This window comes from Pseudarthrobacter sp. L19, from assembly GCF_050859435.1.
Classification (GTDB): Bacteria; Actinomycetota; Actinomycetes; order Actinomycetales; family Micrococcaceae; genus Arthrobacter.
The window spans coordinates 595,524-621,657 of sequence record NZ_CP193935.1; the positions used below are offsets into that span (position 1 = coordinate 595,524).

A 26,134-nucleotide genomic window follows, 5' to 3' on the forward strand; every position below is an offset into this window, starting at 1 on the left:
TGCGGGCCGGGCCCTGTCAGTCCGGGCTAGGCGTCGGGCAGCGCGTCGGCCGCGACCGCGGTGGCCTCGGCGAACTGCGTCCGGTACAGCTCGGCGTAGCGGCCCTCGACGGCCAGCAGCTCGCTGTGCGTCCCCCGTTCGACAACCACGCCGCCCTCGATCACCAGGATTGCGTCCGCGGCGCGGATGGTGGAGAGCCGGTGGGCGATCACGACGGCGGTGCGGCCTTCCAGCGCGGCACCGAGCGCGTCCTGCACCGCGGCCTCGTTGGTCGAGTCCAGCGCGGCGGTGGCCTCATCGAGGATGACCACCCGCGGCTGGGCGATAAGCAGCCGGGCGATGGTGAGGCGCTGGCGTTCGCCGCCGGAGAGCCGGTAGCCACGCTCCCCGACGATGGTGTCCAGGCCGTCCGGCAGCGAGCGGATCATGTCCTCGAGCCGGGCCTGGCGCAGCACGTCCCACATCAGCTCATCGGTCGCGTCCGGGCGCGCCAGGCGCAGGTTCGAGGCGATGCTCTCGTGGAACAGGTGGCCGTCCTGGGTCACCATGCCCAGGGTCTCGCGCATCGAATCGAAGGTCAGGTCACGGACGTCGACGCCGGTACCCGGTTCGGTGCCGCCGAAGCGGACCGCGCCGGAATCGACGTCGTACAGCCTCGAAAGCAGCTGGGCGATCGTGGACTTGCCGGCGCCGGATGACCCCACCAGGGCCACCGTCTGGCCGGGTTCGACCCGGAAGCTGATGCCGTGCAGCACTTCCTCGCCGCCCCGGGTGTCCAGGGTGGAGACGTCCTCGAGGGAGGCCAGGGACACCTTGTCGGCCGAGGGGTAGGAGAACCGGACGTTGTCGAATTCAACGGAGAGCGGTCCGCGCGGGGATGCCACGGCGTCCGGCTTCTGCTGGATCAGCGGCTTGAGGTCCAGGATCTCGAAGACCCGCTCGAAGCTGACCAGAGCGCTCATGATCTCCACCCGGGCGCTGGAAAGCGCTGTGAGGCGGGGCGTAGAGGCGGGTGAGCAGCAGGGCCAGCACGACGACGTCGCCCGCGGCGAGCTGCCCGCCGAGCGCCAGCCAGCCGCCCAGGCCGTAGACCAGCGCCAGGGCCAGCGCGGACACCAGCGTCAGGGCGGTGACGAAGGTGAACTGCAGCATGGCGGTGCGAACGCCGATATCCCGCACCCGGCCGGCGCGTACGGCGAATTCATGGGATTCCTCGTCCGGACGGCCGAAAAGCTTCACCAGGGTGGCCCCGGGCGCCGAGAAGCGCTCGGTCATCTGGGTGCCCATTGTGGCGTTGTGCTCGGCCGCCTCACGCCGCAGCTCGGCCAGCCGGGAACCCATCCGCCGGGCCGGGATCAGGAAGATCGGCAGCAGGATCATGGCCAGCACCGTCACCAGCCACGACTTGTTCAGCATCACGGCCAGGGTCAGGACCAGGGCCACCACGTTGCTGACCACGCCGGAGAGGGTGCCTGCGAACGCGGACTGGGCGCCGATGACGTCATTGTTCAGCCGGCTCACCAGGGCGCCGGTGCGGGTGCGGGTGAAGAAGGCGATCGGCATCTTCTGCACGTGGTCGAAGACCCGGGTGCGCAGGTCCAGGATCACGCCTTCGCCGATGGTCGAGGACAGCCACCGGGTCACGAGGCCCAGGCCGGCCTCAGCCACGGCCACGATCGCGATCAGGACGGCCAGCCAGATGACCGTGCCGGCGTCCGACTTGGCGATGATCGCGTCGACCACCTGGCCGGCGAGCACCGGCGTGGCGACGGCCAGGACCGCCATCACGATGGAGAGCAGCACGAAGGCGATCAACCGGTTGCGGTGCGGCCGGGCGAAGCCGAAGACGCGCTTGACCAGGGCCTTGGAGAAGGTCCTGGAACCGTCGGCGCCGCGGGTGATGTTGTAGAGGGAGCTCCAGGCGACCCGGTCCATGCTCATGTGTTGGTGCCTTTCGGGGCGCTCGCGCCCAGCAGTTCGGTGACGGTGCCGTCCACGACGTTCCAGCGGACGTCGAGGCGGACGTTTTCCAGCAGCCGGCGGTCGTGCGTGACCAGCAGCAGGGCGCCGTCGTAGCTCTCCAGCGCCTCCTCCAGCTGTTCGATCGCGGGCAGGTCGAGGTGGTTGGTGGGTTCGTCCAGGACCAGCAGGTTGACGCCGCGGGCCTGCAGCAGTGCCAGCGCCGCGCGGGTCCGTTCCCCGGGCGAGAGGGAGTCGACGGTCCGGGAGGTGTGGTCCGCCTTGAGCCCGAACTTGGCCAGCAGGGTCCGGACCTCTGCCGGCGTCTGGTCGGTCAGGACGGCTTCGACGGCGTCGGCCAGCTTAAGGTGTCCGGCCAGCAGCCCTCGGGCCTGGTCAATTTCGCCGACGGCCACGGAGGCGCCCATCGAGGCGTCCCCGGAGTCGGGCCGCTGAACGCCCAGCAGCAGGCGCAGCAGGGTGGACTTGCCGGCCCCGTTGGGGCCGGTGATGCCGATCCGCTCGCCGGCGTTGAGCTGCAGGTTCACCGGGCCGAGGGTGAAGTCGCCCTGGCGGACGACGGCGTCGCGCAGGGTGGCGACGACGGCGCTGGAGCGCGGGGCGGCGCCGATGCTGAACTGCAGCTGCCACTCCTTGCGCGGCTCCTCGACCTCTTCCAGTCGGGAGATCCGGGACTCCATCTGGCGGACCTTCTGGCCCTGCTTCTCCGAGGACTCGGTGCTGGCGGCGCGGCGGATCTTGTCGTTGTCCGGGTTCTTCTTCATCGCGTTCCGGACACCCTGGGAGCTCCATTCCCGCTGGGTACGGGCGCGGGAGACCAGGTCCGCCTTGGTGGCGGCGAACTCCTCGTAGCGTTCACGGGCGTGCCGGCGGGCGACGGCGCGTTCCTCAAGGTAGGACTCGTAGCCGCCGTCGTAGACCGCGACGGCGTTCTGAGCCAGGTCCAGTTCCACCACGGTGGTCACGCAGCGGGCGAGGAACTCGCGGTCGTGGGAGACCAGCACGACGCCGCCTCGCAGGCCCTGGACGAAGGCCTCTAGCCGGGCCAGGCCGTTCAGATCAAGGTCGTTGGTCGGTTCGTCCAGCAGCACGATGTCGAAGCGGCTGAGCAGCAGGGCCGCGAGGGCCACCCGCGCCGCCTGGCCGCCGGAGAGCCCGGACATGGCCGCGTCCTCGCCAACCTCCAGGCCCAGGTCCGCGAGCACGGCCGGGATGCGGTCGTCCAGATCGGCGGCGCCGGAGGCCATCCAGCGGTCGAAGGCGGCCGCGTAGGCGTCGTCGGAGCCGGGCGCACCGGAGCCGAGGGCCTCGGCGGTGGACTCCATCTCCACCGTGGCCTGGGCGCATCCGGTCCGCCGGGCGATGTAGCCACCGACGGTTTCGCCGGGGATCCGCTCGTGTTCCTGGGGCAGCCAGCCGACGAACGCGTCCGACGGGGCCAGGCTGACCGTCCCCTCCTGGGGTTCGTCGACGCCGGCCAGCAGCCGGAGGAGGGTGGACTTGCCGGCACCGTTCGCGCCGACGACGCCGACAACGTCGCCGGGGGCCACCGTGAGGGAGAGTTTGGAGAAAAGAGTTCGGTGGTCGTGGCCGCCGGAAAGGTCTTTTGCAACGAGGGTTGCCGTCATTTATCCATCCTCTCACCGCCCGCCCGCACGGGGCCGCGGGGGCATGTGCCGGCTCGAAGCGGCCGGGCATAGAAGAACCCGCTGGTCCGGACTTGGGGGGTGTACGGACCAGCGGGTTCGAGCAACTAGCATAGTTGATTCGGGCCCACCGGCAAAATCGCCGGCGTCAGGGTCCGGACTCACAACAGGGCACAGCGGAGGCAGGTGCGAACACACCGAAAGAGGAACCACCCCGTGATCACCACTCTCCTGGTCTGCGTCCTGGCGGTCTGCGCCGTCGTCACGGTGTTGCGGATTCCCGCCGCGTTGCGCGGCGAAAACCGGACCCTGTTCGGCATTTTCCTGCTGGCCACCGTGGCCATGGTGCTCAGCATCCAGGCAAGCTATAACGCCATCGACCATCTACTGAGGTCTCAAAACTACGCGAACCTGCTGCTGCGGTTCGTCATCTACGGCACCGTGCTGCTGGCCGGTTACAAGATCGCCAAGGGCTTCGAGAACGAACGCAGCCTCCGGCTTGTGCGGGGGCCCATCGGCATGGCCGCATTGGCGCTGATCTGTCTCGCCACCGCGGTGCCGTTCCTCTTGGCCGACACCGCCGGAACGTCCGTGGGGCTTGCTACCCTGCCGAACCAAAGTGAGCACAACCGGGAACTCATCGCGCTGTACACCCTGGCCGGTCGGCTCTACCCCGCCTACGTGGCCGCCTGCCTGCTGCCGGCAACCATCCACGCGCTGCGCTCCCGCCTCCCGGGCCTGGTTCGGGGAGGGGCCGCGCTCCTGACGCTGGGTTCAATCGCCATGGTTGTGATGCCGTTCAGCGATCTCGTCCCCCGCGGCCTGACTTTCCTCCAGTACTACATCAGCTCGGCTGCCGTCCTGGGACTGGTGCTGGGACTGGCCCTGATCTGGCTGGGACGGCTGTCCGCCCGGCGATCCGGCGGCACCAGGCTGAAGAATTCCCGCCAACTCCGCATGGCGGGACCGGCGAAGACGGGCAAGAGCGACCTATAATGGTTCTCAGCATTGGGGGGTGCCGGCCATCGTCGGCGGCGTACCGTTAGTGCTGTGAGGCCCTGCCAACCCGCTCCGGTACGAATCCGCAGAAAGTCATAGATGCCCTTACCCGCCAAAGCCTTCCAACTCTGGCTCCATGGTGTTGCGCCCGCGGCAAGCACCGCTGACATCTGCAGGATCTCGGGACTGAAACGGACGACCCTGGCGCAGCAGCTGGTGCGGGGCAAGGTGGCTGAGACCTCCGTGGTCAGCATCAGCCGGGCCTTGGGGATCAACCCCGCCGAGGCCCTTTCCTCCTTCGATCAGTACGCCGAGCTCAAGCAGCTGCGGAAGCCTCCCACCTCCGCGGAACTCGTGAGCCAGATCGCCACCATGGACCTCCTGGAGGCCGTCGTGGCGCGGTCCTCCGGCCGGAGCGAACGGCTGACGCTGAGCCTGCCGCCCCACGCCACCTCCGTGCGGAACTGGGTGGACGCCGTCGACGACGGCGAACTGCGGCACCGGGTCTCGGCCGCTTCCGGTGTGGCCCCGCAAAATTACTCGGCGCAGCTGACCGCCAACCGGCTGTCCCCGGAACTGGCCATTGCCACGTCGCGGGCTGCCGGCGTCGGATTCAGCGCCGGCTTTGTGGCTACCGGCCTGATCACGGAGGCGGAGGCGGGTTGGCCCCCTCGGCCCGGCAGGAAGCCCTCGATGCCCTGTCCGACGGTGACCTCGTCTCGCTCGCCGGTGACCGGCTCCAGGCTTTGGGCCGCACCTTGCGGCGGCAGGAACAGGAACAGGCCCAGACCGAGAAGATCTGGGAGAACCTGGGGTGATCGATATCTTGCAATGGACGACGCTGGGCGTCTGCGCACTCCTGGCCGTGTTCCGCATCCCGAGTGCACTCCGCGGGGAGAACCGGCTCATGTTCGGAATCTTTCTGCTCATGACGCTCGCCATCCTGCTCAGCATGGAGGCGCCCTACGTCACGGTGGACCAGGCCCTGGGCGGCACCAACATCGCCAACCTGGCGCTCCGGTTCGTCATCTTCGGGGTCATTCTGCTGATCGGGCTGCGCGTTGCCCGCGGTTTCGGGGCCGGGCGGGCGCTCTCATGGATTGCCGGGAAGCCGGGTGTCACCGCGCTGGCCATGGCCTGCGCCGCCGTCGTCGTGACGTTCCTGCTGATGGACACCCAAGGGTCCTCGGCGGGTCTCAAGGCTATTGCAGCGAAGGACGCCCGGAACGCCGCACTGGTCGAGGTCTACGGCGCGTTCGGCCGGCTCTACCCCTGTTATATCGCGGTGGTCCTGTTGCCGACCATGATCCGTACTGTGCGCAGCCGCCTCCCGGCACTGATCCGACTCGCGGCGGTATTCCTGTCGCTCGGCGCGGTGGGGCTGGTTCTTAGCCTGTCGTCGCCGGTCATCCCACCGGGGATGGGCTTCATCCGGTTCATCGTCAATTACACCGCCGTGCTCTGCTACGTCCTGGGCCTGGCCGCCGTCTGGGCGGACAAACTCAGGGCGCAGGCCCGGCGCCGAAATCCGCTGCCGTCATCGGAGAGCAGCCCCTCCCCTAGAAACGAGGCATCATGACGTTGCTGGGATGGGGAACCCTGATTGTTTGCGGCGTGGCTCTGCTGCTCCGAGTGCCCGACGCCGTCCGTGGCCGGAACCGGACCGTCTTCGGCATCCTGTTCCTGGCCACCCTCTGCAGCCTGCTCAGCCTCCCGGGCCCCTATGCCGCCGTCGACGGCGCCCTCGGCGGGATCAACCTGACTAACCTCATCCTGCGCTTCCTGGTCTGTGCCATGGTCCTGTTGGTGGGGCTGCGCCTGTCCCGTGCCCTGGGCAGCACCCGTACCCGGGAATTGGTGACGGGACGCTGGGGACGCCTGGCCCTGGCAGCGGCGTGCGTGGCGCTTGCGGTGACGTTCTTCCTGATGGACACCCGCGGCTCCTCGGCGGGCCTGGAGGCCCTGCCGGACCGGGGTGCGCGCAACGCCGCGCTCGAACCGCTGTACGCGGGCTTCGGACGCGTCTACCCGGCCTACGTCTCACTGGTCCTGCTGCCCGCCCTTCTCGCCGCGGTGCGGGCACGGCTGCCCCGGCTGGTGCGCACCGGCGCGGGTCTGACCGCCGCCGGAGCGGTGGCCGCCATCCTCACGGTCCCCGCGAGTTTTGCCTCCGTAGCCTGGGATGACGCACGCACCGTGCTGAACTACGCGGCGGTCCTCGGCTACGTGCTGGGCCTGCTGCTCTTCTGGTTATCGGGGCGCTTTTCCCGGCCGCAAGATAACGCTCCGGCAACGTTCCGGGAAAAATAACGTCATGCATTCACAAAATCATTAGACCGTGAGAGAATCATGAATGTGTGAAAACGCCGCCTGGTCCCTTGAATGGGGATTCAGTCTGATTGGACCGGCGGTCGTCCAAGCGCCATTGGGGGATGAGTGGTAGCGGTCCGCAAGGACCGCTCCCACTCAGCCTGGTTTAAGGCCCTTTTTCGCTCCGCAGGCTACCCGCCGGCCATCGAATCGGCCGGAAAGATGCAGCTCAGCGGGCCAGTCGAAGGGTCACCAGCTGGAACGGGCGCAGCTCCAGCACCGCATCGGTCCCGCGGATCTCGACGCCGGGCGCTTCCGCCGGACGCTCCAGCAGGTCCACGGGCCAGACCCGGGACGCGGCGAAATTCGCCGAGAGTACGCCCCGCGAGCGCCGGCCGAGGGCCTCATACAGCCTGACCACCACGTCGCCGGAGCCGTCCTCCGCCAGTTTCACCGCCTCCACCACCAGGGCCGGGTTGGTCACGGCTACCAGCGGCTCCGCCGCATGCGCCCCCTTAACTCACGCGGGGGACGAGGTTGGTGCGGTACCCCTCCTCGACGGCATCGGCAATGCCCGCACCGGGGCGCACCGTCACGGTCAGCTCATGCAGGCCCTGGTCGGCGCCGGGGTCGGGGAACTTCGGTGCCCGCAGCAGCGAGACCCGCACCGTGGTGGTGGTCCCGCCGTCGTCCCTTACCTGGCGGGTGACGTCGTGGCCGTAGCTGGCCGCATTGCTGACCGCCACGCCATACCCGGGTTCCTCCACGTGGATCCAGCGGTGGGCGCAGATCTCGAACTTCGCCGCCTCCCAGGAGGTGTTGACGTGCGTGGGCCGGAATACGTGGCCGAACTGGGTCTCCGCGGCGGACCGGTCGGCCCGGAGGTCGAAGGGGAAACCGAGCTTGAGCAGCTTCTCGCGCTCACGCCAGTCCACGGCCGTGGCGATCTCCAGGGACGCGGACCCCGGCGCGAGCCTCAGCCGCTGCGTCACGGGTGAGCCGCCAGCCATCCGTTCGATCACGACGACGGCGTCACCGCCGTCGTGTTCGAGGGTCACGGACCGGGCCTCGGTCAGGGCGGTGACGTTGCGCCGGTAGAAGGAATCGATATCCCAGGCATCCCATTCGTTGGGGGTGTCCCGGTGCAGTTCCAGGAGGTTGCCGGCGGTGCCGGGGGCGATCGCCTCCCGTCCGCCGGCGTGGTCCCGGAGCGAGACCAGCAGCCCGTCCGCGTCCACCACCGCCCGGATGATCCCGTTGTCGAGCACGAAGCCGCCGTCGGCCGCCTCGGCGTGGACGGGAGCGCCGGCAGGTCCCGGTTCGGCGGCGCCGAGCGCGGGGACCCCGGCGCGGGTGTGCGGGGCGGCGTTGAGCAGGATCTCGCGGTCCCCGTCCCCGAGGACGGCGACGGCTGCGGCCGCGATGATCGCCTCGAGGTCACGGGCGACGGCGTCGTAGTTCCTTTCCGCGTCCTGGTGCACCCAGGCGATCGAGCTGCCGGGCAGGATGTCGTGGAACTGCTGCAGCAGGACCAGGCGCCACAGCCGCTTGAGCTCGGCCGCCGGATAGGGTGCGCCGGTCCGGACCGCGGCGGTGGCGGACCAGAGCTCCGCCTCCCGGAGCAGGTGTTCGCAGCGGCGGTTGCCCCGCTTGGTGTTGGCCTGGCTGGTGTAGGTGCCTCGGTGCAGTTCCAGGTACAGCTCCCCCACCCACACCGGCGGGGAGGGATAGTCTTCCGCCGCTTCGCTGAAGAAGTCCGCTGCGGAGCCGATCCGCACCCTTGGCGAGCCTTCCAGGTCAGCGGTGCGCCGGGCGGCCGCCAGCATCTCCCGGGTGGGTCCGCCGCCGCCGTCGCCGTAGCCGAAGGGCAGCAGGGACATGGTGCCGCGGCCGTGGTCCCGGTAGTTGCGCTCGGCGTGGGCCAGTTCGCGGCCGCTGATCTCGGAGCTGTAGCTGTCCACCGGCGGGAAGTGGGTGAAGAGGCGGGTTCCGTCGATTCCCTCCCATGCGAAGGTGTGGTGCGGCATCCGGTTGACCTGGTTCCAGGAGATTTTCTGGGTCAGGAACCAGCGGCTGCCGGCGGCTTTGACGATCTGCGGCAGCGCGCCGGAGTAGCCGAAGGTATCCGGCAGCCATGCCTCCCGGCATTCGACGTCGAACTCGGCCAGGAAGAAGCTCTTGCCCTCGAGGAACTGCCGGGCCATGGCCTCGCCGCCGGGCATATTGCTGTCCGCCTCGACCCACATCCCGCCGACGGGGACGAACTGGCCGGCCCGGACCTTGTCCCGGATGCGTTCGAACAGTTCCGGGTAGAACTCCTTCATCCAGGCCAGCTGCTGCGCGGAGGAGCAGGAGAAGACGAAGTCCGGGTCTTCGTCCATCAGCGCCACCACGTTGGAGAAGGTCCGGGCGCACTTGCGGATGGTCTCCCGGACCGGCCAGAGCCACGCCGAGTCGATGTGCGCGTGGCCGGTGGCCAGGAGCTGGTGGGCCGAGGCGTAGGCCGGGCGGGACAGCACCTCTGCGAGCTCTGCGCGCCCGGCGGCGGCCGTGCCGGCGACGTCGTCCGGGTCCATGGTGTCCAGCATCCGCTCCAGGGCACGGAGGATCTCATGGCGGCGGGGCAGCTCCATGGGCAGTTCGTGCATCAGCCCCCGCAGCGTCCAGATGTCCTGGTGCAGTTCCCAGACGCACTGGTCCAGTTCGGCGATCACGATCCGGCCCAGCCGGTAGCGGGGCTCGGTGCCCGCGGTGGCCTTGTCCCCCAGCGGCGTGGCGGCGAAGGTCCAGCCCTGTGAGAGGTCGGGGTTCGCGGCCGCCTCGACGTAGAAGTCGACCGTCATGCCGCTGCCGAGGAGTTTCAGCGGAATGTACTGGTTCCGCGGCGAGATGGCCTTGATGACGGTGCCGTCCGGCCGCCAGGCGGTGCCCTCGCACTGGAAGCCCGGCAGGTCCGCGCTGAACCCCAGGTCCACGAGGACCTCGACGGCGGTGTCCGGGGCGCTGCCCCAGGTCTCGGGCACCTCGCCCTGAAGCCGCAGCCAGGTGGTGGACCACGGGCCGCCCCAGGGTGCCCCGGGGTCCTGCGGGATGAAGTCCTGCTGCAGGGCTTCCAAGGCCGGGACGGGTTCCCCGGGCGCGGTCCAGCTGCTCAGGCGCAGCGGGACGGTGCGGGGGTAGATGGCCGGAACGATGCGTTCGCGGACGAAGCGGTCCAGCCGGACTTCCGTGAGACGGCGGTCGTCGTGCACAGTGAACCTCTTTTTGCTCTGGTGCGGAGGAGCCGGGCGCAGGCCTGAATCCAGTCGTTGGATTAATCTACGGCGCCACGGGGGCTTAGGCCAGCCGTCCGGTTTAGGTGAGGGCGGCGGGCACGCCGATCCGTTCGTGGCCGGCGTAGACGTTCAGGCTGGTGCCCCGGCTGAAGCCCGCGAGGGTCATCCCGCTGGCTTCGGCGAGTTCCACGGCCAGGCTGCTGGGCGCGCTGACGGCGGACAAGACGGGAATCCCGGCAAGCGAGGCCTTTTGCACGAGTTCGAAGGAGGCGCGGCCGGAGACCTGCAGGACGGTGCCGCGCAGGGGCAGCAGCCCCTCCCGGAGTGCCCAGCCCACTACCTTGTCGACGGCGTTGTGGCGGCCCACGTCCTCGCGCAGGCAGAGGAGCTCGGCGCCGCCGTCCTCGGAGATGCGGAACAGCCCCGCGGCGTGCACGCCGCCGGTGGCGTCGAAAACCGCTTGGGCTTCGCGCAGCCGGTCCGGGAGCGCGGCCAGCGTCTCGACGGGCACTGCCACCGGGTCGCCCGCGGGGCTGAAGTGCGAGGACTTCTCGACGGCCTCGATCGAATCGGTGCCGCAGATCCCGCAGGAGCTTGAGGTGAAGAAGTTCCGTCCGGTGTCGGGGCGGGCGACGTCGGGCCGGAGCTGGGCTTCCACCACGTTGAAGGTCTGCACGCCGTCTTCGTCCTCGCCGGCGCAGAAGCGCAGCGAGACAAGCTGGTCGGCGGACCAGATGATCCCCTCGGAGACCAGGAAGCCGGCCACCAGGTCGAAGTCGTTGCCCGGGGTGCGCATGGTCACGGAGAAGGACGTGCTGCCCAGCCGTACCTCCAGTGGTTCCTCCACCGCCAGGACGTCCTCGCGGTACCGGACCGGGAACTCACGCGCCTGCGGCGATCCGTCCAGGACAAACTTGTGCACTTTGCGGCGTTGCGTCACGCGGCCCATTCGGTACTCCTCATCAGCGGTGCGGTGGGGCGGCCCGGCCTGCGGCCGGTTCCCGCCTCTGGATCCATTCTGAACTCGGCACTGGTGCCAGCCAAGCCGGCACCCGTGGGGCCAGCCAAGCGGGCGCCAGCCACGCCGGGCTCAGGCCGGCCGGTGTCAGCCAAGCAGGGCGCTCCAGTCGACCGGACCGTTGCCGGCCGGTTTCTTCGGGGTGCGTCGAGCGGCGGGTTTCGGTGCAGGCTTGCCTGCGTCGGGCTCCGGCAGCGGCCGCCCCCAGGGCAGCGCGAACGCCGGGACCGGTTCGCCCAGCTGCGCACCGTGCGGCGGGACCACCAGGACCCCGTCGGCGGCGGCGAGTCCGCGCATCATGCCGGGGCCGGTGTGCTGGGCCGGGGAGGCCATGCCGTAGACCATGCGGAAGGGCATCAGCCGGGTACGGCCGGGATCGGCGTCGATCATCGTGCCGCACGGGACCTCCGTGACGGGCGGCGGGGCCGGTGGCCCAGTGCCGCCAGGAGTGGTCCGCCGATGGTGGAGAGCGCCATCATGGCGGCGAGCGGGTTGCCGGGCAGGCCGATGATGAAGCGTCCGTCGGGTAGTTCGGCGAGGACGGCCGGGTGCCCGGGACGCATCGCGATTCCGTCGATCAGCAGCCTGCCGCCCAGCTGCTCGACGGTGCGGCGCAGGTGGTCGGTCCCGGACCGGCCCGTCCCTCCGGTGGTGATGACGACGTCGGCGGGCGGGGTGTCTTCGTCGTCGCCCGCGGGTTCGGGGTCCTCCAGGGCGGCGAGCCATTCCCCGTCCCCGTCCCCGATCTTGATTTCGCCGGCGGGGACGCCGCCGAGCAGGTCGACGACGGCGGAGAGCTGCGGGCTGAAGGTGTCCCGGACCTCCCCGGCTGGGGCACGCCGCTGGCGACCACCTCGGAACCGGTGAAAACCAGGCGGACCACCGGTTTGCCCAGCACGGGCAGGGTGTCGTGGCCGGCGAGGGCGGCGAGGGCCAGGTGGGCCGGGTTGAGCACGGTCTCTTTGGGGATCAGGACCTCGCCCTCGGCCGCTTCTTCGGCGGCTTTGCGGATGTGGTCGCCGTTGCGGGGCTCCCCGGCTTCGCGCCACCGCCAAGCTTCAGCACCGGCAGCTGGTCCTCATCGAGGCCGATCCTGCCGCTCTCGCTGCGGAGGACGGCCTTCGCACCGGGCGGGATCAGCCCGCCCGTGACGATGGGACTGGCCTGGTGAGGGGCGAGGCGCTGCCCGGGTTCGGCCAGGATCCAGGGGCCGCTGCCGTTCACCGCCCAGCCGTCCATGGCCGAGGACGCATAGTGCGGCATGTCGTGGAAGGCCGTGACGTCGGCGGAGAGGGTGCGTCCCAGGGCTCGGCGCAGGGGCACCGGGGCCGGCGGGATGGGGGTGGCGCAGTCGAACGAGAGCTCCCGGGCTTCCTGCCACGTGTGGGCCAGGTGCCGGTGCGCGGCGGGCTCGGTCCCGGCGTCGTCGGCGTCGGCGCGGGGTGGCTCGGACGTCATTCCCCGGGGGCCTCGGCGGCGTATTCCTTGGCCAGTTTCCGCGCGACGCCCATGGCGGCCCGCATGGAAACCTCGTCGGTGGCCTGGCCGGTGCCGGAGGCCAGCCCGGCGGCGAAACCTGCGATGAAGGTGGTCAGCGGTGCGGCTGGGCGGACCACGGAATGCGCGGCAACGCCGGCGAGTCCCAGTACCTCGTTGATGTCGATGTCGACGCCGTCGAGCTCAAGGGCCTGGAGCAGTGCGCGGCACCAGTCCTCGAGGGTTTCGTCCTGGCTCTTCACGGTGGGCCTTTCATGTCGTGTGCGGGCGGCCGCTTCCGTTCCCGGCAACGCCGGGACGCGCGACTCCCAGGGCCTGGGCGTCCGCCCAGGTGTCGACGTCGTCGGTGGACCCGGGCGGCACGGGAACCGTCCGCAGGTCCAGACTAGCAAGCAGGCCGAACAACGATCCGCCCACCAGCGTGCCGCGCCGTGCCGCGTCCGCCACCGATCGTTGTAGCGCGGTCGTGTCATAAAGGCCGGCCAGCGGCTGGATCCGGCCGTCCGCCGAAACGGCGACGCTGCCGTCCGAGCCGGGCTGCGCCCTGGCACGGTCGGCGAAGAGTGCGGGGACGGCGTCGGCGACCAGCGGCATGTCGCAGGCCAGGACCAGCGTCAGCGGCGCCTGGCTCCCGCCGGCCGCTCCCCCGCGAGCGAGGGCCTCGAGCCCGGCAGCAAGGGCCGCCGCGGGTCCGGCGAAGGGCGGGTCTTCACGGCACAGGAGGATTCCGTCCGGGAGTCTGCCGGTTTCCGGTCCCACGACGGCGACGCCGCGTGCACCGGCTGCCGCGAGCAACGACCGCTCCAGCAGGGTGTCCCCGCGGAAGCGGAGGGCGGCCTTGGGGGTTCCGCCCAGCCGGGAGGACCTGCCCCCGGCGAGAATGACGGCGTTGAATTCCACCCGCCCAGCCTAGCGGCCTGCGGGCGGCCGGCGGTGCTAGTGCGCGGATTCGGGCAGCAGGAACGGGTCCCACGCGGGGGTGGGCTTCTCCAGCTCCTTGATCTGCCAGATCGTGCCCTTCGGCGGACCGGGGTGAACCCGAGCTTCCAGCCCATCTCGGCCGGGGTGTGGTCGCCCTTGACGTTGTTGCAGCGCAGGCAGGCGGCCACCAGATTCTCCCAGGAGTCGGCCCCTCCCCGGGACTTCGGCTGGACGTGGTCGATGGTGTGGGCCGGTTTAGCGCAGTAGGCGCACCGGTGGCCGTCCCGGCGGAGCACACCCCGGCGGCTGACCGCAGTCACGGTGTTGTAGCGGGGGCGGATGTAGCGGTTAAGCAGGATGACGCTCGGCCGGCCGAGGATATCCTGCGGCCCCACCACCGGGTCGTCCCCCTCGGCCACGACACTGGCCTTGCCCGTCAGCACGAGCACCAGCGCCCGGCGGAAGGTCACAACCGCCAGCGGTTCATATCCAGCATTCAGAACGAGTGTGCGCATCCGCATCCCTCTTCACGGCCGCACCCGCCAGTGGCACGAGGGCCGGCTGCCCTCTGCATGGTCAGGCTAAGGATCGACACCACAAGAGTAAACACGGGTGGCCCGGATTACCGAATTTCGGGCCGCAGGGCATCCGTGGCGGATCCTGGGCCCGCGTGCCAGCGGTGCTTCCTGCACCGCTGGCACGCGGTCAGCAGAGAAGGACCCCAGCCGGTGGCAGGGGTCCTTCTCGAAGCTTCGCGGGAAGCGGGGGTCTTAGCCGCCGACGCGGATGAAGACCGGGCCGGAACCGACGTTGACACTGTAGAGGGCGGTGGTGCCGCCGTTCCAGCCGCCGTGGACGGCCATGCCGTTGCCGACGTAAACGGCGATGTGGGCCATGCCCATGCCGCCGTTCTGGTAGTACGCGAGGTCACCCGGCTGCGCTTCGGCGGCGCTGACGGTGCGGCCCAGGGACAGGTAACCTGCCGGCCAGCCGTGGTAGTGGATGCCGACGGCGGCCAGGGCGTTGGTGGCCAGCATGGTGCAGTCCTGGGACACGCCGATCTGGGCGTAAGCGGCGGCGGCGATCGAGGCGCCCATGCCGCTGGTGGCGGCCGGAGCCTTGGTGGCGACGGACGCGTTGACCGCGGTGCCGGCGGCCGGGGTGGCTGCGGCGGTGTTGGCGGTGGTGGTGTCAGCTTCCTGCACCTTGACGACGGGCTTCGGGGCCTCGACGACGGGGGCGGCCGCGGTGGTCACAGCAGGCTTCTCGTAGGAGATGGCGATGCTGGAGGCCGCCGAGATGGTGGCCGGAGCGGTGGACTGAACCTCGGTGGCGGAAGCAGAGGTGGATTCGCGCTGAACGTTGGTCTCGGCGGCGTTGGCCGCGATACCGCTGGTCAGGACCAGGCCGGAGGCAGCAGCGATAACCGCAGCCTGGCGACCCATGCCACCGGCGTTGTCGCCGACGGCCTTGGCAATGACAGCCAGCGAGTTGGTCTTGGTGACCTCCGCGCGGTGGCGTGCAATGGTTGCACGAGTAGTCATTTAGTTCTCTCTTTCGTGATCCTTTGTGTCCGCGCTCTTGAACAGGCGGGACTAAGGACGCTCCGGCATCTTGGGGGTACGCCGGATCGCCCCGAAACGGGTTTCTTTAGCGAAGGGTGTACTGCGAAGACGCGCCAAAAGCAGTAACTGCATTGCGTGAACCATCCCGGGCGCCGGCAAGGGCAACGCGGTGCATGGTCATCAGCGGGCTCGACTGAGCCTCGCCAGCGCGAAAACGCGCAGCATTGTGGCGTGAAGACACGAAAGTAGCCTCTCCCAATGCCTACGAGGTGAGCTGTCGGATTCGGATGGGAGTCACCCGGCCGCTCCGCTTCCTGGGAAGCTTTGCGACTTAACCCCTAGGTCTTCTTGCGAAGACCAAAATTGGTTCCCCCGCCCCTGCCAGACGATGTCATGCGAACGGACCTTGAGCGGTGGCAGAGTTAGGCAATCCACTCAAGAGCGCCAACTTCGGTGAAGTTGGCGTGCTTCATACGGTACAACAGTTCGGACTCAATGTCACATTCAGATCACGGCGTGTCACGGAAGTGTGAGCATTGCGGTGGGCTCTTTTAGAGCCAGCCCAGCGGATCAACGACGTCCCCGTTGACCATCACCTCGAAGTGGAGGTGGCAGCCGGTGGAGGCACCGGTTGTTCCGCTCATCGCAATCACATCGCCACGGGAGACCTTTTGGCCGACGTGGACGCTGGATGACGACAAGTGGTTATACGTGGTCTCCAGGCCATTGCCATGGTCGACCACAATCCGGTTGCCGCCCCCGTAGGGGTGCCAGCCGGAGAAAGTTACGGTGCCGCTCGCGGCGGCATGGACGGCTGTGCCGCACTGCGCGGCGTAATCCTGGCCGCGGTGGAATTCGCCGACCGCGCCGGTGATGGGGCTGACCCGGTAGCCGAAGGGCGACGCCGTGATCATGGTGTCCAGCGGGGCGCCGAGCGTCCCCGCGGATGCGGCGCGGGTGATGGAGCCAACGGACTGCGCGCTGAGCAGCTGCTTGAGCTTCCCGTCCGGGTCACCCTTGGTGGTGACGGCGGTGCGGTTGAAGTCGATCTGGGCTGCGGCGGCCTTGACCTCGGGCTGGGCCGCGGCGGAGACGGACCCCGCGGTGGGGGCGTCGACGGCCAGCGCGGGGCCGGTCACCGGGACGGCCACGGTGAGTGCGATGCCGGCGGCGGCCAGGGTCATTCCGGCCTTCTGGCCCATTCCGGTGACGGCGGCGAAGTCCGCGACCTGGCGGATCGGACTGCGCCGGCCGCGGCGCTCGTCCCGGTGCGCATCGCGGGGGCGCGGGACGGTGACGTCGACGGCGGGGCGCGGCTCCGGAGCGGGGCCGGCGGCGCGGCGGCGCCCGCGGACGGTCTGCGTGCTCAAGTGGTTCCTCTCTGAAAAAGCCTGCGAAGTTAGCTGTCGGATTCGGGTCAGAGAGTTCATAGACCCGGTCCGCCGACGCAAGCATCCAGGCAGAGAGGCACCCGGAAAGAGTGTCCTCAGAGAGTTCGCTTGCCGCTAGCGGACTTCACCCCGAGGCCGGAATTACCGGCCGGTAGTGGTTCCCCCGCCTCTGCCAGAAGGTGATTCGCACCCTGATCCGCTGGCAGAGCTCGGCTTCGGATCAGGTAACGCTTTAGTCTCGGTACTAGTCGATAACTATAGGGGATTAAGGCCCGTAGTAATAATTTCGTTATCTCCTAGACGGGCTAGTAAACAGCACACTTACGGTATGCTTCCGCGTCGCACTACCCCCGGGTAACGAAAACGTGGGCGGCAACCTCGGGCGGCAGTTCGAGCGCGCCCTCAATGTCCGGGACGCGGACGGAGATGTACTCCCCCACCCGCTCCAGCGAGACGGTGGCGCCGGGCCGGATACCGCCCTCGTCCAGCTGCACCAGCAGTTCGGGTTCCACCTGGATGGGTTCGGCAAGCCGGCTCACGGTGATGCGGGAGCCCGCGGCATATCCCGCCATGGCGTCCAGGAGGTTGACGACGCCGTCGGCCTGTTCCGCCGTCGGCAGGCCGCCCAGTTCGGCGAGGCCCGGGATGGGGTTGCCGTAGGGGAGACCGTGGGGTGGTCGAGCATCTCGAAGATCCGGCGCTCGACCCGTTCGCTCATCACGTGCTCCCAGCGGCAGGCTTCCTCGTGGACGTACGCCCAGTCCAGGCCGATCACGTCAGCCAGCAGTCGTTCGGCGAGGCGGTGCTTGCGCATCACCTCGGTGGCGCGCCGCCGGCCCACCTCAGTCAGTTCCAGGTGGCGGTCGCCGGAGACCACGACCAGCCCGTCCCGTTCCATCCGGCCGACGGTCTGGGAGACGGTGGGTCCGGAGTGGCGGAGTCGTTCGGCAATGCGGGCCCGGAGCGCGACGATGTTCTCTTCCTCAAGCTCCAGAATGGTCCGAAGATACATCTCCGTAGTGTCGATCAGATCCGTCATCCAGCTCAGCTCCTTGAGCGCCGTCCTTGCGTCATTCCACCGTACAACGTGCGGGGCGCGGCCACCCGGGATCCGCCATACGCTCCCGACAGCCTAGCCTATTGTGAATTACTCCGGATAATTTTAGAGCCGGCTTCCTGACCGGACTATGACAGCCCGCTTTCCGGCGCCGGGGCCGCCGTCGGGCAGAATGGAAGCGGTCCTTACCGGCCGACCAGCCACCTCTCGCACCCAGCCGACCATTGGAGCCATTGTGAGCGACACCAGCATCACCATCCCCGCGAACCTTCTTCCCAAGGACGGCCGGTTTGGCGCCGGGCCCTCGAAGGTGCGCCCGGAACAGATGGAGGCCCTGGCATCGGCCTCGGCCACCCTGCTCGGCACCTCGCACCGCCAGGCCCCGGTCAAGAACCTGGTGGGCTCGGTCCGTTCCGGCCTCAGCGACTTCTTCCGCGCCCCCGAGGGCTACGAGGTGGTCCTGGGCGTGGGCGGCTCGACGGCGTTCTGGGATATCGCCAGCTTCGGGCTCGTAGAGAACAAGGCACAGCACCTCTCCTTCGGCGAGTTCGGCTCCAAGTTCGCCGCCGCCACGAACAAGGCGCCCTTCCTGGCCGAGTCCTCGATCATCAAGGCGGAGCCGGGCACCCGGCCCGAGGCTCGGGCGGAGGCCGGCGTGGACGTCTACGCCTGGCCGCAGAATGAGACCTCCACAGGTGTGGCCGCCCCGGTCCGTCGGGTGGCCGGCGCGGACGAGGGCTCGCTGGTCCTGGTCGACGCGACCTCCGCCGCCGGCGGCCTGGATGTCGACGTCGCCGAGTCCGACGTCTACTACTTCGCGCCGCAGAAGAACTTTGCCTCCGACGGCGGGCTGTGGCTCGGCCTGTTTTCCCCCGCGGCCCTGGAGCGGGCCGCGCGGGTCAAGGCGTCCGGCCGCTGGATCCCGGACTTCCTGGACCTGCAGACCGCCATCGACAACTCGCGGCTGAACCAGACCTATAACACCCCCGCGTTGGCCACCCTGGTGACCCTGGACGCGCAGGTGCGCTGGCTCAACGCCAGCGGCGGCCTGGACTTCGCCGCGGCACGCACCGCCGACTCCGCCGGACGGATCTACCGCTGGGCCGAGGCATCGGGCGTTGCCACCCCGTTCGTCTCGGATCCGGCGGACCGCTCCAACGTGATCGCCACGATCGACTTCGACGAGTCGGTCGACGCGGCCGCGATCGCCAAGGTGCTGCGCGCCAACGGGATCGTCGACACCGAGCCGTACCGGAAGCTGGGCCGTAACCAGCTGCGGATCGCGACCTTCGTGGCGATCGAGCCGGACGACGTGTCGGCCCTGCTGGAGTGCATCGACTACGTCGTGGCGGAGCTGGCGAAGTAGGCCCGCAGCCGCCCTCCGGGGCGGCCTAGCGGCTGGCGGCGTCGTCGGGGTTTACCGCCCGGACGACGCCGTCGTCGTCTGCCGTGCCGATCGCCCCGCCGGGCACCAGCCGGAAAAAGCGCAGGCCGCCGGCCCGCCGGTTGAAGGCGATCCGCAGGTGGCGTGCCCGGATGATCCAGACCATCCCGATCAGGGCCGCTCCCACGCCGGCGGCGGCGGCCACGCCCATGGACCAGCGCGGGCCGGCGACGTTTGCCACCCAGCCCACGAACGGTGCCCCGATGGGTGTTCCGCCCATGAAGATCGCCATGTACAGGGCCATCACCCGGCCGCGCATCGCCGGGTCCGTGGTGGTCTGCACGTAGCCGTTGGCGCTGGTCATCATGGTGATGGCACACAGGCCCACCGGCACCAGGGCCACGCCGTACCAGAAGTAGTTCGGGGCCAGCGCGGCCAGCCCGGAGGTTATGCCGAAGACCCCGGCGGCCCCGAAGATCATCCGCATCCGCGGGCGGCCCCGGCCGGCGGAGAGCAGGGCCCCGGCGACCGAGCCGATGGCCATGATCGAGTTCATCAGGCCGAAGGCGCCGGCGTCCAGGCCGAACTCGGTGCCCACCATCGCGGCGATGAACAGCACGAAGTTCAGGCCCAGGGTTCCGACGATGAAGACCGCCACGAGGACGATCACGATGTCCGGCCGGTACCGCACGTAGCGCAGGCCCTCCCGGATCCGGCCCTTGCCGCCACGCGCCTTGGGGAGTTTCCGCAGGGATGCTGTCGGGATCCGGGCGAGGCTGGCCAGCAGTGCTACGAAAGTCAGGGTGTTGACCAGGAACACCCAGCCGGGCCCGATCGCGACGGTCAGGACACCGGCGACCGCGGGCCCGATCATCCGGGCGACGTTGAAGGAGGCGCTGTTGAGGGCGACGGCGTTGGGCAGGTAGTCGTCCTTGACCAGTTCAGAAACGAAGGTCTGGCGGACCGGGGCGTCGACGGCCGAGACGACGCCCAGCAACAGGGCGAAAATGTACACGTGCCAGAGCTGCGCCGCCCCCGAGAGCACCAGCGCGCCCAGCAGGGCGCTCAGCAGCGCCATGGCCGACTGGGTGAGGTTCAGGAGGGTCTTGCGGTTGAAGCGGTCGGCCACCAGGCCGGCGACCGGGGCGAGGAACAGCTGGGGTCCCAGCTGGAGGGCCATGGTGATGCCCATGGCCCCGGCGTCCTGGTGGCTCAGGTGGTCGAAGACCAGCCAGTCCTGGGCGGTCCGCTGCATCCAGGTGCCGATGTTCGAGACCAGGGCCCCGAGGAACCAGATGCGGTAGTTCAGGATGTGCAGCGATTTGAAGGTGGACCTCATGGAAGGTCCTCCCGCTGCTCCGCCCTGAACGCCGCCAAACCGCTAGTCGGTCCCGCCGGCGGACCGGGCGTCCGCTGCGCGTTCGTCGTGTTCGTCCCCGGGTTCGTCCGTCACGACGGTCCCGGACTCAGCGGGAGCGTCATCGTCCGCTGCGTCGTCCTGGGAGGCGTCGGGGCTGCCGGCATGGTCAGCCTCGGCGTCGGACTCGTCCCGGTGCTCAGCCCCGGCGTCCTCGTGGCCGTCGTCGGGCTGGGCGTCCTCGGGCCGGACGCGTTCGGCCCACGGCACCCACTCGGGGGCCAGGATGGAGTCCTCCGAGGGCAGCAGGCCCAGCTCATCCACCGTCACAACCTTGGAGCGGGAGTTGCGGGTCAGCACGGCGTACCACTGCCAGCCGCCGTAGCCGGGGAGCTTGGATTCGAACAAATGGGTCACCAGGCGGTCACCCTCGCTCTTGGCCGCCAGGTGGCGGCCTACCTGCCCGGGCTCGGCGATGCCCTCCACCGCGGCACGGGCGACGTCGACGGACGCGGCCAGGAAGGCGTCGGGCTTGCCCACACGCCACACGGGCACGCCGTAGCGCGGTTTGGCCGCCGACTTGGTGCCCTTCGCTCCGGCGGCGGACGCCTTGGCCGCCGGCTTCCGTCCGGCGTCGGGCACCGGGTAGCCGGTCTCTTCAGGTTCCGCAGTCATCGGCCGGACCCTACGCGTCCAGCTCGTCGGCAACCTTGCGCAGGGCGGCGGCAATAGCCTTCGCCTTGTTGCCCTCGGGGTACTTGCCGGCGGACAGGGTGCCGGAGAGGTTGTCCAGCACCGTCACCAGGTCCTGGACCAGGGGCGCGAGGTCCTTGGCGCTGGGCCGCTTCGCCTTGGCGATCGACGGAGTCTTGTCCAGCACCCGCAGGCCCAGGGCCTGGGCGCCCTTACGGCCGTCGGCCACGCCGAACTCAACCCGGGTTCCGGCCTTCAGCTCAACGACGCCCTCGGGCAATGCGGACTTGGGCAAGAAGACCTCCTGGCCGTCCTCGCCCGCGAGGAATCCGAAGCCTTTTTCCTTGTCATACCACTTGACCTTGCCGGTAGGCACGTAATCAACCTTCTTCGTTCTGCTGGGACGCGGCCGGCGGTCACCGCATCCGCACCGATGTGCGGGTTCAGGGTATGACCGCCCCGACCGTGTTGGTCTGTTCCTTCAAGGTTATCGTGCCCGGGCAGATTTGAGGGCTTGAGGCGCGGATGCAGGCGGACTGTTAGCGTTGCTGTCATGACTCCACAGCGTCTCCGGCGCTCCCTGCTGATCCTCGCCGCCGTCGTCGCCGTCCTTTCCCTGGCCGCCTTCGGCGCGGTGATCGCCTTGGCCGCCGGCAACGCCGTGGCGCCGGTCTGGCTGACCTCGGCCGCGCTGTACGGCCTGCCGGCCGCGTTCCTGCTGATGGCCCTCCTGGTGCTCGACGCCGTCATCGCCCGCCGCCGCGCCCGCGGCCTCGGCAGGGGCTGACGGAGACCCCATGTCCCAGATCCGCGCGCTCGGCGAGGACCTGCAGGCGCGCAGCGACGAGTCGCTGCGCGCCCTGTTCGCCGCGCGGCCTGACCTGATGATCCCCGCCGTCCCCGACTTCGCCGCGCTGGCCGCCCGGGCCAGCGGCCGCGTCAGCGTCCAACGCGCCTTGGAACGGCTTAACCGGCCGCAGATGCAGGTGCTGGAGGCGCTGCACCTGTGCACCAACGCCGACACCGGCCACAGTGCCTCGGCCGCCACCCTCAAGCGCCTGATCAAGGGCTCCACCGTGGCAGCGCTGGACCGGCTGCTGGCCTCGCTCCAGGACCTGGCCCTCGTGCACCGGGCCGACCCGCCGCACGGCACCGCGGCATCGGCGGCACGGCAACGCCACTATCTGCCGGTGGGCAGCCTGAAGGATGTCATCGGCATCTATCCGGCAGGCCTTGGCCGCAGCTACACCGAGCTCGTGCGCCTGCAGCCGGCGTTCGCGCAGCGGGTGGTCCAGCTGGTGGCCGAGCTGCACCAGTCCGGGGCGGGGATCGCGCCGGCGGACACCCCGATGGACGCCGCCCTCGCCCTGCAGCACTGGACCGGCTCGCCCGAGGCGCTGCAGGACCTGCTCTCCCACGCCCCGGCCCGGACCGCCGCGCTGCTGGACCGGTTCGGGAACTGGGCCATGGGCGCCGTTCCGCAGGCGCAGCGCCGCGTGTCCGTGCTGACCGAGACAGCCGACGCCGGGCCAGTTGACTGGCTGCTGGCCCGAGGCCTGCTGGTCCCGCTGGACGCCGCGCACGTGGAACTGCCGCACAGCGTGGGGCTGGCCCTGCGCGGCGGGTACGTGATCGACCACTTCGCCCTGGCCCCGCCGGTGCCGAACCTGGGCCTGACCAGCGCCGCGCTGCGCCGGAACGCGGCGCTCGGCGCGATCGCCGAGACCCTCCGGCTCGCCGGCGAACTGCTGCACGCCGTCCACACCCAGCCCCTGGTCACGCTCCGCAGCGGCGGCGTCGGCGTCCGGGAAATGAAGCGGCTCGCGGACACGCTCCGGATCGGGCTCCCGGAAGCCGGGGTGCTGGTGGAACTGTGCGCCTTGGCCGGGCTGCTCCGGCTCGACGTGGACAGCTCGGCCTGGGTCCAGCCCGAGCAGCTGGAATGGCTGACCCTGCCTCGGCAGGAGCAATGGCTGTGGCTGGTCAACGCCTGGCTCTCCAGCGAACGCGTCCCCTCCCTCGTGGGCCAGCCGGCCGGCGGGGCGTCCGCCCCGGCGGGCCGGCCTCCGAGGGCCGCCGGCACTATCAACGCGCTCTCCGCCGAGGCCCAGCGGCCGGACGCTCCGGTGGTGCGCAAACGGATCCTGGAGATCCTGCAGGAGCTCACGGCCGAGGCCGGTGCCGCGGACGGCCAGGCCCCGGTGCTGGACGCCGCGGCGGTGCTGGAACGTGCCGACTGGTCGCAGCCACGGATGGCCCGCCGCTTCAGCTCGCTGATCCGCGGCGTGCTGGCGGAGGCGGAGATGCTGGGCCTGGTGGGTTCCGGGGCGCTGAGCCAGATCGGCGCCGAGATCGCCCTGGACCATCCGGAGACGGCGCTCGGCATCCTTGGAGAACATCTGCCGGCGGCCGTGAACCACGTGCTGCTCCAGGCCGACCTGACCGCCGTCGCCCCCGGTTATCTGGACCCGGAGCTGAGCGAGAAGCTGCTGGCCATGGCCGACGCCGAGGGCCAGGGCCCGGCGACCATCTACCGGTTCTCGGTCGCCTCCATCCGGCGCGCGCTCGACGCCGGCCAGGACGCCCCGGGCCTGCTGGAATTCCTCCGGACGCACTCGGCCACCGCGGTGCCGCAGCCGCTGGAGTACCTGATCGAGGACACCGCGTCCCGCCACGCACGGCTGCGGGTGGGACCGGCGTCCAGTTTCATCCAGAGCGAGGACGAGACGGCGCTCCTGGAACTGCTCAACGCCCCCGCCGCCGCGGGACTCGGACTGGTCCGCCTCGCCCCGACGGTCCTGGTCTCCACGGCCGCTCCCCGGGACGCGGCCCAGGTGATGCGCGGACTGGGCATGACGCCCTCCCTCGACGACGCCGCGTCCGCCGTCGTCCGTCTGCGGCGCAGCGCCGCCGCCCCCGGGAGCGCCCGCCCCGTCTACACGGCGCCGCGGTCGGCCCCCGAGGACGCCGACGTCGACGCCCAGCTCGCGGTGCTCCGCGGCGGGCACCCGGGCGGCGGCACCGGACTTGGCTCCCCGCAGGGTCCGGGCGGTCCCGGCGCCGCGGGGACGGCGGCCGAGGCGAGCACCCAGCTGGGACTGGAAACCCTGCACCGGGCGATCCGGTTGAAGCAGGCGGTGATGATGAACGTGGTCGACGGCCTCGGGAATGCCACCCGCGAGCGCGTTGTTCCGCTTGCTGTGAGTGGCGGACGGGTCCGCGTGTTCGACCCCGCGAGGGAGACCGAACGGGTCCTGTCCGTCCACCGGATCATTGATGTCGAGGCCACCGAGGAACTGCTCCCGTGAATGACGGACCGCTGATCGTCCAGAGCGACAAGACCATCCTGCTGGAGGTCGACCACGAGCTGGCCACCGAGGCCCGCCACGCCATCGCAGCCTTTGCCGAACTCGAACGCGCCCCCGAGCACGTGCACAGCTACCGTCTGACGCCGCTGGGCCTCTGGAACGCGCGGGCCGCGGGCCTGGACGCCGAAAAGGTGCTGGACACGCTGCTGAAGTACTCCCGTTTTCCGGTGCCGCACGCCCTCCTGATCGACATCGAGGAGACCATGTCCCGGTACGGGCGGCTGCGGCTGGAGAAGGACTCCCAGCACGGCCTGGTCATGCGCACCTCCGACTACCCGGTCCTCGAGGAGATCAGCCGCGCGAAGAAGATCGCGCCGCTGCTCGGCCCACGGATCGATGCGGACACCGTGGTGGTCCATTCCTCCCAGCGCGGTCAGCTCAAGCAGCTGCTCTTGAAGCTCGGCTGGCCCGCCGAGGACCTGGCCGGCTACGTGGACGGGACCCCGCACCCGATCATGCTGGACGAGAACGGCTGGAAACTCCGGCCCTACCAGCAACTGGCCACGGAGAACTTCTGGGCCGGCGGCAGCGGCGTCGTCGTGCTCCCCTGCGGCGCCGGCAAGACCCTGGTGGGCGCCGCCGCGATGGCCACCAGTTCCACCACCACGCTCATCCTGGTCACAAACACCGTCTCGGCCCGGCAGTGGAAGGACGAGCTGCTCAAGCGCACCTCCCTGACCGAGGAGGAAATCGGCGAATATTCCGGCTCCGTCAAGGAGGTCCGGCCGGTGACCATAGCCACCTACCAGGTGCTCACCACCAAACGCGGCGGCCTCTACCCGCACCTGGAACTGGTCGACGGCAACGACTGGGGTTTGATCATCTACGACGAGGTCCACCTGCTGCCGGCACCCATTTTCCGGATGACCGCGGACCTGCAGGCCCGGCGCCGGCTGGGGCTTACGGCCACCCTGGTGCGCGAGGACGGCCGCGAGGGCGAGGTCTTCAGCCTGATCGGGCCCAAGCGCTACGACGCCCCGTGGAAAGATATCGAGGCGCAGGGTTACATCGCTCCGGCCGACTGCGTGGAGGTCCGGGTGGACCTGCCGCGGGACGAGCGGGTGGCGTACGCCATGGCCGACGACGCCGACAAGTACCGGCTCTGTGCCACGTCCGAGACCAAGACCGGGATCGTGGAGCGGCTGGTGGCGGAGCACGAGGGCGAGCAGCTGCTGGTGATCGGCCAGTACATCGACCAGCTGGACGAGATCGGCGAGCGCCTCAAGGCGCCAGTGATCAAGGGCGACACCTCGGTCAAGGAACGCCAGCGCCTCTTCGATGCCTTCCGCGCCGGCGAAGTCCGCACCCTGGTGGTGTCCAAGGTGGCCAACTTCTCCATTGACCTGCCGGAGGCGTCCGTGGCGATCCAGGTCTCCGGGTCCTTCGGGTCCCGACAGGAAGAAGCGCAGCGGCTGGGCCGGCTGCTGCGGCCCAAGCAGGACGGCCGCGCCGCCCGGTTCTACTCCCTCGTGGCCCGGGACACCCTGGACCAGGACTTCGCCGCGAAGCGCCAGCGGTTCCTGGCCGAGCAGGGCTACGCCTACCGGATCATGGACGCTAAGGACGTCGGCGCCGGGGACTGATCCCGCGGCTTATCTGTCGCACTCCCCGATGCCACACCACTGTCCGGACGCGGAACGGCCCGGGACCCGCCGCCGCAGCGGACGGTCCCG

16 protein-coding genes, 6 pseudogenes and 2 riboswitches are annotated in these 26,134 nt (G+C 69.8%); of the genes and pseudogenes, 8 read left to right on the forward strand and 14 right to left on the reverse strand.

The features are described from left to right. Positions 1–26 precede the first annotated feature (26 nt). A pseudogene (locus ACRQ5B_RS02675) lies at positions 27–1,941 on the reverse strand (ABC transporter ATP-binding protein). Next, on the reverse strand, positions 1,938–3,608 hold the full coding sequence (locus ACRQ5B_RS02680; protein WP_432396701.1) for an ABC-F family ATP-binding cassette domain-containing protein: 1,671 nt from the start codon (positions 3,606–3,608) through the stop codon (positions 1,938–1,940). Before ACRQ5B_RS02680 ends, ACRQ5B_RS02675 begins: the two are co-directional and overlap by 4 nt. A 234-nt stretch (positions 3,609–3,842) precedes the next feature. On the opposite strand from ACRQ5B_RS02680, the gene ACRQ5B_RS02685 reads away from it, so the two are divergent. The 4 genes and pseudogenes from ACRQ5B_RS02685 to ACRQ5B_RS02700 all read left to right on the forward strand — a co-directional run bounded on the left by ACRQ5B_RS02685 (position 3,843) and on the right by ACRQ5B_RS02700 (position 6,935). Beyond that, a complete protein-coding gene (locus tag ACRQ5B_RS02685; RefSeq protein ID WP_432396704.1) occupies positions 3,843–4,622 on the forward strand; it encodes a hypothetical protein in 780 nt (259 codons plus the stop codon). 102 nt (positions 4,623–4,724) lie between these two features. Next, positions 4,725–5,443: pseudogene (locus tag ACRQ5B_RS02690) on the forward strand (hypothetical protein). Further along, entirely contained in the window at positions 5,440–6,204 is a 765-nt protein-coding gene (locus tag ACRQ5B_RS02695) for a hypothetical protein (protein ID WP_432396707.1), read from the forward strand. Before ACRQ5B_RS02690 ends, ACRQ5B_RS02695 begins: the two are co-directional and overlap by 4 nt. Further along, a complete protein-coding gene (locus ACRQ5B_RS02700) occupies positions 6,201–6,935 on the forward strand; it encodes a hypothetical protein (protein ID WP_432396709.1) in 735 nt (244 codons plus the stop codon). The genes ACRQ5B_RS02695 and ACRQ5B_RS02700 overlap by 4 nt, the downstream gene beginning before the upstream one ends. A 229-nt stretch (positions 6,936–7,164) precedes the next feature. Here the strand turns inward: ACRQ5B_RS02700 and ACRQ5B_RS02705 are convergent. The 9 genes and pseudogenes from ACRQ5B_RS02705 to ACRQ5B_RS02745 all read right to left on the reverse strand — a co-directional run bounded on the left by ACRQ5B_RS02705 (position 7,165) and on the right by ACRQ5B_RS02745 (position 17,641). Continuing rightward, positions 7,165–10,186: pseudogene (locus ACRQ5B_RS02705) on the reverse strand (alpha-mannosidase). A gap of 103 nt (positions 10,187–10,289) precedes the next feature. Beyond that, entirely contained in the window at positions 10,290–11,159 is an 870-nt protein-coding gene (fdhD, locus tag ACRQ5B_RS02710; protein ID WP_432396712.1) for a formate dehydrogenase accessory sulfurtransferase FdhD, read from the reverse strand. A gap of 156 nt (positions 11,160–11,315) precedes the next feature. After that, positions 11,316–12,686, reverse strand: a pseudogene (locus ACRQ5B_RS02715) (molybdopterin-binding protein). Then, positions 12,683–12,967: a DUF6457 domain-containing protein gene (locus tag ACRQ5B_RS02720; protein ID WP_290258694.1), complete on the reverse strand. Its 285-nt coding sequence runs from the start codon at positions 12,965–12,967 to the stop codon at positions 12,683–12,685. Before ACRQ5B_RS02720 ends, ACRQ5B_RS02715 begins: the two are co-directional and overlap by 4 nt. 10 nt (positions 12,968–12,977) lie before the next feature. Further along, the gene (gene mobA / locus ACRQ5B_RS02725) at positions 12,978–13,625 is read right to left on the reverse strand and encodes a molybdenum cofactor guanylyltransferase (RefSeq protein WP_412882245.1); all 648 of its coding nucleotides are present in this window, start codon (positions 13,623–13,625) and stop codon (positions 12,978–12,980) included. 36 nt (positions 13,626–13,661) lie between these two features. Beyond that, a pseudogene (locus tag ACRQ5B_RS02730) lies at positions 13,662–14,161 on the reverse strand (HNH endonuclease). 255 nt (positions 14,162–14,416) lie between these two features. Continuing rightward, a complete protein-coding gene (locus tag ACRQ5B_RS02735) occupies positions 14,417–15,190 on the reverse strand; it encodes an NlpC/P60 family protein (RefSeq protein WP_432396715.1) in 774 nt (257 codons plus the stop codon). 266 nt (positions 15,191–15,456) lie between these two features. Then, a riboswitch (cyclic di-AMP (ydaO/yuaA leader) is annotated at positions 15,457–15,615 on the reverse strand. Positions 15,616–15,762: 147 nt separating this feature from the next. Then, complete coding sequence (locus tag ACRQ5B_RS02740; protein ID WP_412882243.1) at positions 15,763–16,581, reverse strand: peptidoglycan DD-metalloendopeptidase family protein; 819 nt, start codon at positions 16,579–16,581, stop codon at positions 15,763–15,765. 4 nt (positions 16,582–16,585) lie between these two features. Further along, positions 16,586–16,817: riboswitch (cyclic di-AMP (ydaO/yuaA leader) on the reverse strand. A 129-nt stretch (positions 16,818–16,946) separates the two neighbouring features. After that, positions 16,947–17,641: pseudogene (locus tag ACRQ5B_RS02745) on the reverse strand (metal-dependent transcriptional regulator). A 253-nt stretch (positions 17,642–17,894) separates the two neighbouring features. Here ACRQ5B_RS02745 and serC point away from each other — a divergent pair. Next, entirely contained in the window at positions 17,895–19,025 is a 1,131-nt protein-coding gene (gene serC / locus ACRQ5B_RS02750) for a phosphoserine transaminase (RefSeq protein WP_432396720.1), read from the forward strand. Positions 19,026–19,050: 25 nt separating this feature from the next. On the opposite strand, the gene ACRQ5B_RS02755 is transcribed toward serC, so the two are convergent. From ACRQ5B_RS02755 to ACRQ5B_RS02765, 3 genes are read right to left on the reverse strand one after another with little or no spacing between them, the layout of a single operon-like run. Next, positions 19,051–20,382, reverse strand: coding sequence for an MFS transporter (locus ACRQ5B_RS02755; RefSeq protein WP_432396722.1), 1,332 nt, complete (start codon positions 20,380–20,382; stop codon positions 19,051–19,053). Between the two features lie 42 nt (positions 20,383–20,424). Continuing rightward, the gene (locus ACRQ5B_RS02760) at positions 20,425–21,075 is read right to left on the reverse strand and encodes a DUF3027 domain-containing protein (protein WP_432396724.1); all 651 of its coding nucleotides are present in this window, start codon (positions 21,073–21,075) and stop codon (positions 20,425–20,427) included. A gap of 10 nt (positions 21,076–21,085) precedes the next feature. After that, positions 21,086–21,469, reverse strand: coding sequence for a cold-shock protein (locus ACRQ5B_RS02765; RefSeq protein WP_290258705.1), 384 nt, complete (start codon positions 21,467–21,469; stop codon positions 21,086–21,088). A 177-nt stretch (positions 21,470–21,646) separates the two neighbouring features. Here ACRQ5B_RS02765 and ACRQ5B_RS02770 point away from each other — a divergent pair, with 177 nt between their 5' ends. From ACRQ5B_RS02770 to ACRQ5B_RS02780, 3 genes are read left to right on the forward strand one after another with little or no spacing between them, the layout of a single operon-like run. Next, positions 21,647–21,880 (forward strand): hypothetical protein, encoded by a 234-nt coding sequence (locus ACRQ5B_RS02770; RefSeq protein WP_412882238.1) that lies wholly within the window; start codon positions 21,647–21,649, stop codon positions 21,878–21,880. Between the two features lie 10 nt (positions 21,881–21,890). After that, positions 21,891–24,401, forward strand: coding sequence for a helicase-associated domain-containing protein (locus tag ACRQ5B_RS02775; RefSeq protein WP_432396728.1), 2,511 nt, complete (start codon positions 21,891–21,893; stop codon positions 24,399–24,401). Beyond that, positions 24,398–26,044: a DNA repair helicase XPB gene (locus ACRQ5B_RS02780; RefSeq protein ID WP_432396730.1), complete on the forward strand. Its 1,647-nt coding sequence runs from the start codon at positions 24,398–24,400 to the stop codon at positions 26,042–26,044. Before ACRQ5B_RS02775 ends, ACRQ5B_RS02780 begins: the two co-directional genes overlap by 4 nt. Positions 26,045–26,134: the final 90 nt, after the last annotated feature.